Here is a 13,694-nt window from a genome sequence, read left to right as displayed (position 1 = left end):
TTATGCCGGAGGGGTCCACTAGCAAAACATCGCCGGAGGAAGTGGAAAAAGGCAAGAAAATCGAAGCGGAGAAGCAAAAAGAAAACGCGGAAAAAACCCAGCGGTTAATCCATTGCTTTCTTCCTCTTCCGGAGCCATGACTACTCAGGATTGGGTGGGGCGGAACTTTCTTTTGAAGCCTTCGTGATCTCGTCGGATAATGATAAAAAGGGGTTGTCCTCAGGTCATTTTATGACCTTTGGGGACAGCCCCTTTTCTTTTTTATAAGTAAGTGTAGTCATTTTTCGTGATCTAACGGCTGTGGCAGCCGTTAGATCACGGTGCTCATCCTGCGGGCTTACTGAAATTGCATCCCGGTGCGCCCCATTTCCCCTAACCGCCGCCGCAGACGAAAATTACGCTAACGGTTGCCACAGCCGTTATTTGCCCTGAAAACGCCGATTTCCCATTCTAACGGTCGCCACAGCGCTTATTTGGCATAAACAGGCTGTTAGGGCAAGGAATCCAGGGAAATAACGGCGCTCACGACCGCTAGAATTTCGAAAGGGGTACTTTTCGTTAAATAGCGGCTGTTACATCCGTTAGACTTCCCTCAGGCGTTAGTACCAGCCAGCCGGAAAGCCTGACCTGCCAAGCTGCATTCGACAAAATAGCGCCGCATCAGGCCCTAATTTACCTGCAAACATGGTTTGTACGCCTTGCCCTTATGGGGCTGATGGAAGCCATCGGCTTAGCCGACAGTTATGACTCACCCATTTCCAGATTAGCAACCGTTTCCAGGTAATGTATATGTCATGTTATATAACATGTAAATTGACAAAATTGCAAACTAGTGCTGAAAACGAGGAAACATCGTGGGAAGTTAATTGACGTAAAATTTGCTTGTAAATATTATGAATGTAAATAAAAGTAATTCGATACACGGGAATAAACCAAAACCTGACATCAGTGAAAAATGAGAGGACAAGAGAAGGGAGGGGACGAAGCGTGGAATCCGGAAGATGCAGCGGCTCCGATGTAAAGGAAGAAGTTAGCCGCCACCCCTGTTACAGCGAAGAAGCACATCGTTATTTCGCCCGGATGCATCTTCCCGTGGCTCCGGCTTGCAACATTCAGTGCAGGTACTGCAACCGGAAGTTCGACTGTGTCAACGAGAGCCGCCCCGGCGTCGTAAGCGAAGTGCTGTCGCCGGAGCAGGCGGACAAAAAGGTTAAAGGAGTTGCCGCTCAACTGATGCAGCTATCCGTCGTCGGGATTGCCGGCCCCGGCGATCCGCTTGCGAACGCGGACCGGACTTTTGAAACGTTCCGCAAGGTCAAATCAAGCGTGCCCGGCGTAAACCTGTGCCTTAGCACCAACGGATTGACGCTGCTTCAGCATTTGGACGAAATCGAGGAATTAGGAATCAAGCATGTGACCCTTACCATCAACGCGATTGATCCCGAAATCGGCAGCGGGGTTTATGCCTGGGTGGTAGAGAATGGTGTCCGGTATGAAGGGAAAGAAGCCGCGGAATTGCTGATTTCCCGACAATTAGCCGGCCTGAAAGCCTTAAGCGAGCGGGGGGTATTATGCAAAATCAATTCCGTATTGATCCCGGGGATCAACGATGCCCATCTCCCGGAGGTGTCCAAAGCCGTGAAGTCGCTGGGCGCGGCCCTGCACAATGTAACGCCGCTCATCGTCGCGCCGGGCAGTCAATACGAGCAAGAGGGACGACGGGCTCCCCGGCCCAAGGAGCTGCATGCCCTTCAGGAGAGCTGCGGTCGGGAGGGAATGAAGATCATGCGGCACTGCCGTCAGTGCCGCGCCGACGCCATCGGCTTGCTTGGCCAGGACCGGAGCGCGGATTTCACCCGGGAGAATATTGAGCAGGCGCCCCCCTTGAACTTGGAAGCGAGAGAGCAACTGCAAGCCCAACTGGAGGAGAAGATCAGGCAGCGGCGGCTGAAGAGGGAGGAACGCAATGGTTCGTCCGCGGAGATATCGGAAGTTGCGGCGGCCCGGCGATTTGTGATCCGAGTGGCGGTTGCTACCAGAGGTTCGGGGAAAGTGAATTTGCATTTTGGCCACGCCCGGGAGTTTTTGGTTTACGAGAGCGACGGGCAGACCGTCAGCCTGCTGGGCGTACGGAAAGTCCAATCCTACTGTCACGGGCGCGCGGAGTGCAACGGCGACAAGGAAGCAACGCTGCGGGAGATCGGCTCCATCCTGAAGGACTGCCAGGTTCTGCTCTGTTCCGGCATCGGCGATCATCCCCGGAGGCAACTGCAACGAGCCGGCATCGTGCCGATCGTGCGAAGCGGGGACGCGGAGCAGCTTATTCTCGAGAGCTGCCGATACAGCTATTACTTTCAAAACAACTTATTTCGAAAGGATGATGTAACATGAGGCAAATCGCTTTTTACGGGAAAGGCGGCATCGGTAAATCGACGACTTCGCAAAACACGTTGGCCCAGCTGGCCACCAAATTCGGCCAGAAGACGATGATTGTCGGCTGCGATCCGAAGGCGGACTCGACCCGGTTGATTTTGAATACGAAGGCGCAGCAAACGGTGCTCCATCTTGCCGCGGAACGCGGGACGGTCGAAGATCTGGAGCTGGAGGATGTGGTGCAGCAAGGGTTTGGAGACATCGCTTGCGTGGAATGCGGCGGACCGGAGCCGGGCGTAGGCTGCGCGGGCAGAGGCATTATTACGGCGATCAACTTTCTGGAGCAGGAAGGGGCCTACGACGGACTGGATTTCGTATCCTATGACGTGCTGGGCGACGTCGTTTGCGGCGGGTTTGCGATGCCGATCCGCGAGAATAAAGCGCAGGAAATCTACATTGTTTGCTCCGGCGAAATGATGGCCATGTACGCCGCAAACAATATCGCCCGCGGGATTCTCAAATATGCCAACAGCGGCGGGGTTCGCCTGGGCGGGTTGATCTGCAACAGCCGGAACACCGACCGGGAAGATGAGCTTATTACGGAACTGGCCCGGCGTCTGAACACGCAAATGATTCATTTCCTGCCGCGGAACAATGTCGTGCAGCATGCCGAGCTTCGCCGAATGACGGTGGCTCAATATGCACCGGAGCATGCGCAGGCGAATGAATATGAAATTTTGGCGGGGAAAATTTTGCACAATGACATGCTGACGATTCCGACCCCCATTTCCATGGAGGAGCTGGAGGATCTGCTTATCAACTTCGGCGTGATCGAGGATGAAGAGACCCAGCTCAAAAAACTGAACGGCCAGCAAAAAGCGGTTTAAACCGAAATAACGGAAGCCGGATGCGAATTCATTGGCACACTGAACAGGGGAGGGGAAAAGATGAGTACGGACCTCGGCGGCAGACAGAGCCTGATCGACGACATCCTGGAAGCCTATCCCGATAAGGCGAGGAAGGATCGAAGCAGGCATTACGAAATCAATGACGAGAATTTGATCAACTGCGGCAAATGCGCCATCAAATCCAATATGAAATCCCGCCCGGGGGTCATGACGGTCCGGGGCTGCGCTTATGCCGGTTCCAAAGGCGTGGTGTGGGGGCCGATCAAGGACATGGTTCATATCAGCCATGGACCGGTCGGCTGCGGTCAATACAGCTGGGGCACCCGGCGGAATTACGCCGGCGGCGCGCTTGGGATCGACAATTTTACGGCCATGCAAATCACGAGCGACTTTCAGGAGAAGGATATCGTGTTCGGCGGAGACAAAAAGCTGGAGGAGATCTGCCGGGAGATCAAGGAGATGTTCCCCCTGGCGAAAGGCATCTCGATCCAGTCGGAATGCCCGGTGGGGCTGATTGGAGACGACATCGAGGCGGTTGCCAAAAAGATGTCCGCGGAAATCGGGATTCCGATCATCCCTGTCCGCTGCGAAGGCTTTCGCGGGGTGAGCCAGTCGCTGGGACATCACATCGCCAACGATGCGATCCGCGATTTCCTGATGGGACGCCGGGAACTTGAGGAGAGTGGGCCCTACGATGTCAGCATTATCGGCGATTACAATATCGGCGGGGACGCCTGGGCGTCCCGGATTTTGCTGGAGGAGATGGGCCTTCGGGTGATCGCCCAGTGGTCCGGAGACGGGTCCCTCAACGAGCTGGCGATCGCCCATAGATCGAAGCTGAATCTGATTCATTGCTTCCGTTCGATGAACTACATGTGCACGACCATGGAGCGCGAGTACGGCGTACCGTGGATGGAGTACAATTTCTTCGGACCGACCAAAACGATCGAGAGTCTGCGGGCGATCGCGGACCGGTTCGACGATCAAATCCGCGACAATTGCGAGAAAATGATCTCCAAATACCAGGTTCAGATGGACGCGATCATCCGCAAATACAGGCCTCGTCTGGAAGGCAAAAAAGTGATGCTCCTGATCGGCGGACTCCGTCCGCGCCATACGATCGGAGCTTATGAGGACCTCGGGATGGAAATCGTGGCGGCCGGGTATGAATTCGCCCACAAGGACGATTATGTCCGGACTTTTCCCGAGTTAACGGAAGGCACGATCATTTACGACGATCCGTCCGCTTATGAACTGGAGGAGCTGGCTCAGAAGCTGGACATCGATCTGATGGGAGCCGGCGTCAAAGAGAAATACGTTTATCACAAAATGGGCATCCCGTTCCGTCAAATGCATTCCTGGGATTACAGCGGCCCGTATCACGGCTTCGACGGTTTTAAAGTGTTTGCGAGAGATATGGATATGACCGTAAACAGCCCGGTGTGGAAACTGCTGGAGCATCCGCAAGAAGAGGCGGTGGGCGTATGAGTGTGGAGCGAGAAATTCAAGATTTCAACGATCTGTTTCGAAAAGAGGAATATAAGGACCTCCTGGAGCGGAAAAAAGCGTTCGAAGCTCCATGCACCCAGGCCGAGGTGGCAGAGGCGGCCGCTTACTCCAGAACCGACGCCTATAAGGACAAAAATTTCGCGAGAAATTCCCTGGTCGTGAATCCGGCCAAGGCGTGCCAGCCGCTCGGCGCGGTGATGGCCGCGCTCGGATTCGAGAAGACGCTGCCTTTCCTGCACGGCTCGCAAGGCTGCACGGCGTATTTCCGCAGCCATCTGTCGCGGCATTTTAAGGAGCCGGTGCCGGCGGTGTCCTCTTCCATGACCGAGGACGGCGCGGTGTTCGGCGGCATGAGAAACCTGATCGAAGGCCTGGAGAACAGCATGGCGCTGTATAGGCCCGGGATGATCGCCGTGTCCACGACCTGCATGGCGGAAGTCATCGGCGACGACCTGAACGCCTTCATCGAAACCGCACGGCAGGAAGGCGCGGTCGCCATGGATATCCCCGTTCCCTATGCGAATACGCCAAGCTTTGTCGGTTCGCATATTACGGGATATGACGCGATGTTGAAGTCGATTCTGAGCTACTTGTACGATCGCAGCGAAGGGGACCCGGATATACCTCAGGCGAACTCCCCCACATTGAATGTGTTGCTCGGCTTTGAACCGTACACCGGCAATTTTGCCGAACTGAGGAGGATTCTCGGTTTTTTTGGCGGCGGGTATACGATCCTTGGCGATCACAGCGGCAATTTCGATTCGCCGGCGGCGGGGGAATACAGCTATTACTATGGTGGGACCAAACTGTCCGATGTGCCGAAGGCGGCCAAGGCCGTAGGAACCCTTTCGCTGCAAAAATATGCGGTAAAGAAAAGTCTGGAATATATCGAAAGCGGCTGGGGGCAGCGGGTCGTCTCCATGCCGACACCGATCGGCATCTCTGCCACGGACCGGCTCATCCGGGCGATTTCCGGGCTCACGGGCTTGGAGGTGCCGAAGGAGCTCGTCAACGAACGCGGGCGAATCGTCGATGCCATAACCGATTCCCACAATTATCTGCACGGAAAAAGGGTGGCCATGGCCGGAGATCCCGATCTGCTGCTCGGACTGATCGGTTTTTGCCTGGAGGTGGGGATGGAACCGGTACACATCGTCTGTACCAACGGGGACAAGGAATTCCAACAGGAAGCGGAGCAATTGCTGGCGTCCAGTCCGTACGGAGAAGAGGGGACTGTGTATATCGGACGTGATTTATGGCACATGCGGTCTCTGCTGATCAGCGATCCGGTGGATTTGGCGATCGGAAGCTCGCACTTGAAATACGCGGCCAAAGATGCGGATATCCCGCTGGTGCGGCTGGGATTTCCGGTCTTTGACCGGCACCATATGCACCGCTACCCGATCATCGGGTATCAGGGAACCCTCAACGTACTAAGTCTGATCGTGAATACGGTGCTTCAGCGATTGGATGACCGTGCGCCGGAATACGGCTTTGATTTGGTGAGATAAAGGTTCGTTAGGCAAACAAGTTTGACCAACATGGAGTCAGGGGAGTGGTGAAGGATGGAGGCGGCCCCAAAAATAATTGCGCACGATACGGATTGTTTGAACCTTTGCCCGAAATCCCAAGCCTGTCCGCGCCCGAAACCGGGAGAGTCCGCCGGAGGCTGCGCTTTTGACGGGGCACAAATCACGCTGCTGCCGATTGCCGATGCCGCCCATTTGGTCCACGGGCCCGCGTCTTGCATCGCAAACAGCTGGGAGAGCCGGGGGAGCTTGTCCAGCGGTGCCCGGCTGTCGGAATACGGCTTCGGCACGGCGCTCAGCGAGCGGGATATGATCTTCGGCGCCGAAGGCAAGCTGGCGGCTGGTATTGATTATATCGCGGGGCGGTTCGCTCCGCCCGCCATATTTGTGTATGCGACCTGCGTTACAGCGCTGATCGGCGAAGATCTGGACGCCGTTTGCGGCGAGGCGGCAAGCCGGCTGGGGCTGCCGGTCGTCCCCGTCAACAGTCCCGGATTTGTCGGGAGCAAAAATCTGGGGAACCGGCTGGCGGGAGAAGCGCTGATGCAGTACGTGATCGGCCGAAGCGACCCGGATGACACGTCGCCGCCATCCGGCATCAATTTGCTCGGCGAGTATAACATCGCCGGTGAAATGTGGGAGATCGAAAAGCTGATGAACCGCGCGGGCCTATCGATCCGGTCCAGAATTACGGGCGACGGCCGGTTCGAAGAAATCGGCCGGGCTCACCGGGCCAGGGTCAATATGGTCGTTTGCAGCCGGGCTTTGCTGGGTCTGGCGAAGCGAATGGAACAAACGTATGGTATTCCATTTTTTGAGGGCTCCTTCTATGGCGCAAAGGAAACCAGTTATTCTTTGCGCCAAATGGCTTATTTGCTGAACGACCGGGACACGGAGTTGAAGGTGGACCGCCTCGTGGAGCGCGAGGAAGCGAGGGTGGCGGAGGAGTTAAAGCCATACCGCAGGCTTTTCAAGGGGAAGAGGGCGGTATTGTATACGGGCGGCGTAAAAAGCTGGTCCGTGATTTCGGCATTAAACGAGCTCGGCATTTCGGTCGTCGGCGTGGGAACAAATAAAAGCACGGCCGAGGATGTGGGACGGATCGTCGACCGGATCGGGGAGAACGCGGAGTTCATCGCGGAGGGCGGAGCCAAGCGGATTTTGAAAGCGGTCAAGGACCGGAAAGCGGACATGATCATCGCGGGCGGGCGAAATATGTATGTCTCGCTGAAGGAACGGATTCCGTTCGTGGACATCAATCAGGAACGGCACACAGCCTATGCGGGATATGACGGATTATTGCGGCTCGCCGAGCAAATCCGGCACGCTTTGCAGCATCCGGTGTGGAAGCTGGCGGAGCGAGCGGCACCTTGGGAGGAGGCGGGGAAGGCTTATGAGCGTTAAGCGAACGGCAAAACCGGTCGCGGTGAATCCTTTGACGATCGGTCCGTCTCTCGGCGGAGTGCTGGCCGTGCAAGGCTGCTACCGCGCGATCGCGCTTCTTCATGGGGCCCAAGGCTGTTCGGCGTTTTCCAAATCGCTGCTTACGCGCCATTTTCGCGAACCTATCGCGGTTCAGACGTCGGCGCTCCAGGAGATGGATGTCATCTTCGACGCGGACCGCAACCTGGAAGAGGCGCTGAACACCGTAATTGCCAAGCATCGTCCCGATCTGATCGCGGTCATCGGTACGGAGCTTACGGATGTATCGGGAACCGACTACACGGCGTGCGTGAAAAAATATATCCGCGAGCGCGCTCCCCGCGATTGCCTCATTGTCCCCGTGACGCTGCCCGATTTCGGAGGAGGATCGCTGGAGACGGGATATAGTGCGGTCGTCGAAGGTATCATCGACGCGGTCATCCAGGGACACAGCGGCAAACCTCCCGGCAAACCCATCACCGGTCAGGTCAACTTGCTTCCGGGGCCATGCCTGACTCCAGGCGATGTGATGGAGTTAAGGGAAATCCTTGGCGATTTCGGGTTTGAAGTCATTACGCTTCCGGATTTGTCGACCTCGCTGTCCGGCCATCTGCTGACAGGCTTCTCCCCGCTGACCCGGGGCGGCGTGCCGCTGGAGGCTTTAAAGCAGATGCTTCGTTCCCGTTATACGATTGCCATGGGAGCCAGTATGGAGCGTCCGGCAAGAAGACTGCAACATGCCGCCGGTATTCCCTATAAAGTAATTCCCGGAATGCACGGGCTCGCTGCCGCCGACGAGCTGGTTTCATTCCTGCAGCAACTAAGCGGGATACCGGTACCACTGCGCTATCGATGGCAGCGCGAGAACCTGCTCGACAGCATGCTGGACGCTCATTTCCATTATGCGGGAGTTTCGGCGGTCGTCGCGCTGGAGCCGGACCACGCGCTGTCGATGGCGGCTTGGCTCGGAGAGATGGGCGTGAAGATCAAGGCGCTGGTCGCGCCGTGCGAATCCCCCTTGTTGAAGGAAGCGGAGCAAGAGGTGTGGATCGGCGATCTGGACGATGCCGAAACCTTGGGCCGGGGGGCCGACCTCTGGATCAGCAACGGGCACGGAAGAAAGGGGGCCAGGCGTATGAAGTCCGCTTTCATGGCCGCCGGATTCCCGGTCGTCGACGAGCTGGGATCCTATATGAGTGTAAGCGTCGGCTACCGGGGCGCGATGGACCTGGTGAACCGGGTCGGAAATCTGCTGATTCGAAGGGAGGAGGATCGTCATGAAGATCGCTTTCGCCAGTGATGACGGCTTGACGGTGAATGCCCATTTCGGCCAAAGCAGGCAGTTTGCGATTTACAAACTGACCAAGTCGGGAGCGACGGAGCTATTGGAGATTCGGCGAATCCCCACGGATAGCGGACAGGATGAACACGGCAAGATCGCGGCGCGGATCGCGGCTGTGGAGGATTGTGTTCTAGTGTTCCTGATGCAAATCGGCGCTTCGGCGGCAGCCCGCGTAACCCGCAAGAAGATTATGCCGGTCAAGGTGCCTGGAGGGAGCAGCATCGAGGGGCAGCTCAGGCGTTTACAGGAAATGCTGCGGGGCACTCCCCCTCTGTGGCTGGCCAAAATCTTTAATGAAGAAGAACCCCAGGAGGAAGGAGAGAAGCAAAATGGCGGAACGGGCTGCTAATTCAGGGCATGTCATGGCGGAATACGAGAAGGCCGCAGCTCGGGAGGGAGCCCGGAGCGGATGGGACGAAGAAAGTCTAGGGGACTTGTTTATATCGAACCTGGATCGGTCTCTTCAATTATCTGATCCGTGGGGAAAAGATGCGGATTTGCCCCGGGGTGAGCGAATCGGCAGGCATTTTCTCTGTACCCCCGAACAAAAAACGGAGATGATGTCCGGCTGCCGCGCCTTACCTGTCTTGTGGACTCAGGTTCCGGTATTCTTTCAAGCGGTCGCCGCCTCCTTGGAGAAGGTAAGCGGAGATCTCATTCAAAGCATGGTGGAAATGAATGAGGAAGGTTTTGGCCGTGCGCTTGTTTATTCCGGGCGGACGGTGCTGGTGGTCCATAGTTTTCGCGGAGGCGTTCCGTTTCCGTTTGCGGAGCCTGACAAGCTGCGGCTCTACGGCATTTCCTGTATCCGCGAAGGGCTGAAAAACCGGGAGAGATTCAGGCAATTGCCTCTGTTTTCTTAAAAGAGCCGAACCGCAGCGAAGGACGGTGATTCCATACCATGATGGAGAAAATGTTGGCCGGGTCCGAAAAAGAACGGTTTGCCCGGCAGCTTGAATTGCTGGGGGCAGGAGGACAGCGGAAACTGGGGCGGGCGACGGTGATGATCGCGGGCATCGGCGGGCTGGGAGGAACAGCGGCTGTCTATCTGGCGGCCGCCGGTGTCGGAAAACTGATTCTCGCGCACGAAGGGGTGATCCGGCCGCCGGATATGAACCGGCAAATCCTGATGGATTCCTTCCGGATCGGCGAATCGAGGATCGATACGGCGATGGAGCAGCTCCGCCGGGTGAATCCGCATGTGAGGCTTGAAGGCTATCCGGTAAAGATCGAGTACGACACCGCAAAGTCTTGGGTCGAAGCGGCGGATATCGTGATCGACGCCCGCTACGATTTCCCGGAGCGGTATGAGTTGAACCGGCTTTGCGTCGACTACGGCAAACCGATGGTGGAGGCGGCGATGTATGGCTTTGAGGTGTCGCTCACAACGATTGTTCCGGGGGTAACGCCATGTCTTGCCTGCATTTATCCCGAAGGTTGCCCGGAATGGGAGCCTTTCGGGTTTCCGGTGCTGGGGGCAACCTCCGGCATCGCCGGCTGCCTGGCCGCGATAGAAGCAATAAAGTGGATTACAGGGATCGGGGAACCGGCGCTTGGTGTCATGCACCGCATGAACACGCTGAATATGCGGAGCTTCTGCTTTAAGGTGAAGCGAATTGCAGGGTGCGAGTGCTGCGGAAATGCGGCGCGTGAGCGATGCGCTAATTCGGATAAGGGTTGATGCCATTGATGCCAGGGTAAGAAAGCCAGAAAGATACAGGGGAGCGGCGGTTAAACCGGCTTTCGGAGAAAGGAGGGGAGATCGTGAGAAAACTGCGCATTTGTGATACGACGCTCCGGGATGGGGAACAATCGGCCGGGGTGTCCTTTACGCTCAGAGAGAAGCTGAACATCCTTACCCTCCTGGCCGAATGCGGCGTTGAGCAGGCAGAAGTGGGCATCCCGGCCATGGGCAAGGAGGAACAGCGTCATATCGCCGCGATGGCGGAACTTGAGCTGCCGGTCAAGCTGCTGACCTGGAACCGGGCTCTGCCGCAGGATATCGACAAAGCCCGGGAGACCGGCGTTTCCTGGTGCCATCTCTCCATCCCGGTCTCCCCGGTGCAGTTGAACTCCAAGCTGGGCTGGTCCGGCCGGGAAGCTTTGTGCCGGGTTCTGAAGGCCGCGGAATACGCCAGGAACATGAATATGACCGTATCGGTCGGCATGGAGGACGCATCGCGCGGGGACCCCCTTTTTTTGCGGGAACTGATTTTTCTCTTGTACCGGGAACTTGGCATTACCCGGTTCCGGTATGCGGACACGCTCTCCTTGCATCATCCGGCAAGCATGGGGAATGCGATAGCGGGGTTAAGGGCCGATATACCGCCGGATGTGGAACTGGAGGTGCACTGCCACAATGATTTCGGATTGGCTACGGCGAATACATTATGCGGTCTGGCGGCGGGAGCGGTGTGGGCAAGCACGACGGCAACGGGGCTTGGCGAACGAGCCGGCAATGCTCCGCTGGAGGAAGTGGTGATGGCCTGGCGCCATCTTTACGGGGGAGAGTGCGGGGTGAAGACGGATCGTCTTCAAGCGCTGGGAGAAACCGTGGCCTTGGCGTCCGGCCGGCGTCTCCCGGAGGGTAAACCGATCCTGGGAACGATGATCTTTTCGCATGAATCCGGAATACACGTCGACGGGCTGGCCAAAAACCCCGAAACCTATCAAAGTTTCGATCCGCTGGAACTTGGGCGGGAACACCGGATCGTCCTCGGCACCCACTCGGGGAAAAGCTCCCTCCGGCATGTGCTGGCGGGCAAAGGGATCGTCGCCGATACCCTTACATCGGAAAAGCTGCTGCGCCGAGTCCATCGGCAGGCCCGGGAACAAAAACGGAACGTGGAGCCGGAGGAACTGCTGCATTGGTGGGAAGAATTCCGGAACGAGGAGATCATGCAGAGCATGAAAACCCGATCGTAACCGCAGAATCAAAAAAAGGTTGTCTCTTTTTGCCCCGTCTGGCTTATCCTTCGTGAGTTCCTTGTTAGGATCGTCGTGCGGATATCCACAGTTTGGTCTGCTTGATGTAGAGATTCAAAACGCCACCGAGGGTAACGAGTCTGCACACCTTACCACTTTTTAACGGGAGGAATTCCCGTTAATTGGGTGCCTCGCCTTCTCCAGCGTATATCGCGACAAAGGGTGACCTTTTATGACGGGGAGCCGTTTAACGCGGAGGCGGTAATGCGGAATATCGATGCAGTGCAAAGAAACGCAAGCCAGCATTCCTGGATTAAGCTGTCAACCCATGTCGTGAGCACGAAGGCATCGATGAACACTTGTTCGAATTGGTTAATACTTCCTCAACGGGGAGGCCAAGGACGCGTGAACGGTTACAACGGAACGGTACGGTACGGGGCCTTACAAGTTCAGCGAGCACAAACCGATCAATACGCCGTTTTCGATGCCAATGAGAATTAATGAGAATTATTGTTTACGGCCGACGAGAATAAAAACGCGGCTCCGGGATATATCTCCCTGAGCCGCGTTTTCCATTTACTTCAATAAGCTGCGGACCGTTTCAACCACCAGCTCGGGCTGGTCATGGATGACCATGTGACCGCTTCGCTCCGCGACGATGAGCTGGCTGTCCGTGGAAATGTCCAGCATTTTCCGTTGGCCCTCCTGCCAAATGGCCTCCAGCTTCCGGCCGCTCTCCTCCGAAATGCCTGCCTGGGCATAGTTCTGCGGCAACCCCCGGGCGATCACCCGCACCGGCAAGTTCCCCAAGCGCTGGCCACGCAGAGCTTCCTCCGTCGTCCAGGCCAAATTTCCTTCTTCATCTTTTGCCTCGAAATAACTGTCCTTGGCGATCACGTTAAGAAACCGGTCCCGGTCCTCCTTGGGGACTTGGCCTTCCAACAATGTGTCTTTAAATAAACGCAGCAGACCCGAGTGCTTGATCAGCTTGAGCGTCGAAGCCTGGGGATTACCGGTAAATCCTCCTTGTTTCAAAATTTCCGCGGTATCGCGAGCGTCGTCTTCCGGTCTTGCATCGATAAGAACCAGGCCGACGACCTCGTCCCGGTAGGTTTCGGTAAAGAGTCGGGCGTACATGCCGCCCAGCGAGTGGCCGACCATAAGATAGGGGCCATGGATCCCTTCTTTCTCTAAAGCGGTATGAAGTTCCCGGACGATATTCTCGCCGGTGCGTTCCGTGTTGGCCGGCTCGCTCCAGGCATACCCCGCGCGGTCGTATGTTACAACGGTGGCGAATTTGGACAGTTCCTCAGGGATTTGGCGCCAAGACAGGCTGGTTTCACCGCTTCCCGCTTCCATTAGAATTGTGGGGGAGCCGGTGCCGGCCTTGACGAGATGAAGCTTATAACCGCCCGCATCCACCAGTTTGCCCGGAGGCGGATAATTCCGGGCGGCTTGTTTCGAAGCGATGGCTTCGTAAGTGAATCCGGAGCCGATCGACAGCCCGATCAAGGCCAAGATAATCAGCAGCGACCATTTTAATTTCCGCCACTTGGATGGTTTTCTGTGACTTTTTGCAGTTTTGTTCATGTTGGTTTTCCTCTCCACATCGTTTGTTTATTTAGCACAATGTACTACAAAATCATTTTAGCACGTTGTACCAAAAAAGAAAAGAGAGTATAATAG

Annotated in this window: 11 protein-coding genes and 1 pseudogene; 11 read left to right on the top strand and 1 reads right to left on the bottom strand. The window is 56.4% G+C overall.

Translation table 11 applies throughout. The features are described 5' to 3' along the window. The first annotated feature begins 987 nt into the window (after positions 1 to 987). The 11 genes and pseudogenes from nifB to V4U88_RS10540 all read left to right on the top strand — a co-directional run. Positions 988 to 2,391 (top strand): nitrogenase cofactor biosynthesis protein NifB, encoded by a 1,404-nt coding sequence (gene nifB / locus V4U88_RS10590; protein WP_334073225.1) that lies wholly within the window; start codon positions 988 to 990, stop codon positions 2,389 to 2,391. After that, entirely contained in the window at positions 2,388 to 3,260 is an 873-nt protein-coding gene (gene nifH / locus V4U88_RS10585; RefSeq protein WP_148450257.1) for a nitrogenase iron protein, read from the top strand. The genes nifB and nifH overlap by 4 nt, the downstream gene beginning before the upstream one ends. Before the next feature lie 60 nt (positions 3,261 to 3,320). Further along, entirely contained in the window at positions 3,321 to 4,769 is a 1,449-nt protein-coding gene (gene nifD / locus V4U88_RS10580; RefSeq protein WP_334073224.1) for a nitrogenase molybdenum-iron protein alpha chain, read from the top strand. Further along, positions 4,766 to 6,301 (top strand): nitrogenase molybdenum-iron protein subunit beta, encoded by a 1,536-nt coding sequence (gene nifK / locus V4U88_RS10575; protein ID WP_334073223.1) that lies wholly within the window; start codon positions 4,766 to 4,768, stop codon positions 6,299 to 6,301. Before nifD ends, nifK begins: the two co-directional genes overlap by 4 nt. Before the next feature lie 54 nt (positions 6,302 to 6,355). Further along, complete coding sequence (gene nifE, locus V4U88_RS10570) at positions 6,356 to 7,723, top strand: nitrogenase iron-molybdenum cofactor biosynthesis protein NifE (RefSeq protein WP_334073222.1); 1,368 nt, start codon at positions 6,356 to 6,358, stop codon at positions 7,721 to 7,723. Then, positions 7,713 to 9,041 carry a nitrogenase iron-molybdenum cofactor biosynthesis protein NifN gene (gene nifN / locus V4U88_RS10565; RefSeq protein ID WP_334073221.1) on the top strand — a complete coding sequence of 443 codons (1,329 nt, stop codon included), beginning with the start codon at positions 7,713 to 7,715 and terminating at the stop codon, positions 9,039 to 9,041. Before nifE ends, nifN begins: the two co-directional genes overlap by 11 nt. Then, positions 9,019 to 9,432 (top strand): nitrogen fixation protein NifX, encoded by a 414-nt coding sequence (gene nifX / locus V4U88_RS10560; protein ID WP_334073220.1) that lies wholly within the window; start codon positions 9,019 to 9,021, stop codon positions 9,430 to 9,432. The genes nifN and nifX overlap by 23 nt, the downstream gene beginning before the upstream one ends. Further along, a complete protein-coding gene (locus V4U88_RS10555) occupies positions 9,413 to 9,946 on the top strand; it encodes a DUF269 domain-containing protein (protein ID WP_334073219.1) in 534 nt (177 codons plus the stop codon). Before nifX ends, V4U88_RS10555 begins: the two co-directional genes overlap by 20 nt. A gap of 38 nt (positions 9,947 to 9,984) precedes the next feature. After that, positions 9,985 to 10,764: a HesA/MoeB/ThiF family protein gene (locus tag V4U88_RS10550; protein WP_334073218.1), complete on the top strand. Its 780-nt coding sequence runs from the start codon at positions 9,985 to 9,987 to the stop codon at positions 10,762 to 10,764. A gap of 83 nt (positions 10,765 to 10,847) precedes the next feature. Continuing rightward, a complete protein-coding gene (locus V4U88_RS10545) occupies positions 10,848 to 12,008 on the top strand; it encodes a homocitrate synthase/isopropylmalate synthase family protein (RefSeq protein WP_334073217.1) in 1,161 nt (386 codons plus the stop codon). 213 nt (positions 12,009 to 12,221) lie between these two features. Next, positions 12,222 to 12,503 (top strand): annotated as a pseudogene (locus V4U88_RS10540) (nickel ABC transporter, nickel/metallophore periplasmic binding protein); the annotation flags it as partial. A gap of 81 nt (positions 12,504 to 12,584) precedes the next feature. On the opposite strand, the gene V4U88_RS10535 reads toward V4U88_RS10540, so the two are convergent. Beyond that, the gene (locus tag V4U88_RS10535; protein WP_334073215.1) at positions 12,585 to 13,598 is read right to left on the bottom strand and encodes an alpha/beta fold hydrolase; all 1,014 of its coding nucleotides are present in this window, start codon (positions 13,596 to 13,598) and stop codon (positions 12,585 to 12,587) included. Positions 13,599 to 13,694 lie beyond the last annotated feature (96 nt).

This window comes from Paenibacillus sp. A14 (assembly GCF_036864815.1).
In the GTDB taxonomy this organism is placed as follows: Bacteria; Bacillota; Bacilli; order Paenibacillales; family Paenibacillaceae; genus Fontibacillus; species Fontibacillus sanfengchensis.
The sequence above is the reverse complement of the archived record's forward strand: the minus strand, read 5'-3'. Positions and strand labels throughout refer to the sequence as shown.

Bases quoted from the DNA above. Each gene is read 5' to 3' on its own strand.
- nifH (WP_148450257.1), top strand. From the start codon at position 2,388: ATGAGGCAAATCGCTTTTTACGGGAAAGGCGGCATCGGTAAATCGACG.
- nifD (WP_334073224.1), top strand. From the start codon at position 3,321: ATGAGTACGGACCTCGGCGGCAGACAGAGCCTGATCGACGACATCCTG.
- nifK (WP_334073223.1), top strand. From the start codon at position 4,766: ATGAGTGTGGAGCGAGAAATTCAAGATTTCAACGATCTGTTTCGAAAA.
- nifE (WP_334073222.1), top strand. From the start codon at position 6,356: ATGGAGGCGGCCCCAAAAATAATTGCGCACGATACGGATTGTTTGAAC.
- nifN (WP_334073221.1), top strand. From the start codon at position 7,713: ATGAGCGTTAAGCGAACGGCAAAACCGGTCGCGGTGAATCCTTTGACG.
- nifX (WP_334073220.1), top strand. From the start codon at position 9,019: ATGAAGATCGCTTTCGCCAGTGATGACGGCTTGACGGTGAATGCCCAT.
- V4U88_RS10555 (WP_334073219.1), top strand. From the start codon at position 9,413: ATGGCGGAACGGGCTGCTAATTCAGGGCATGTCATGGCGGAATACGAG.
- V4U88_RS10550 (WP_334073218.1), top strand. From the start codon at position 9,985: ATGATGGAGAAAATGTTGGCCGGGTCCGAAAAAGAACGGTTTGCCCGG.
- V4U88_RS10535 (WP_334073215.1), bottom strand. From the start codon at position 13,598: ATGAACAAAACTGCAAAAAGTCACAGAAAACCATCCAAGTGGCGGAAA.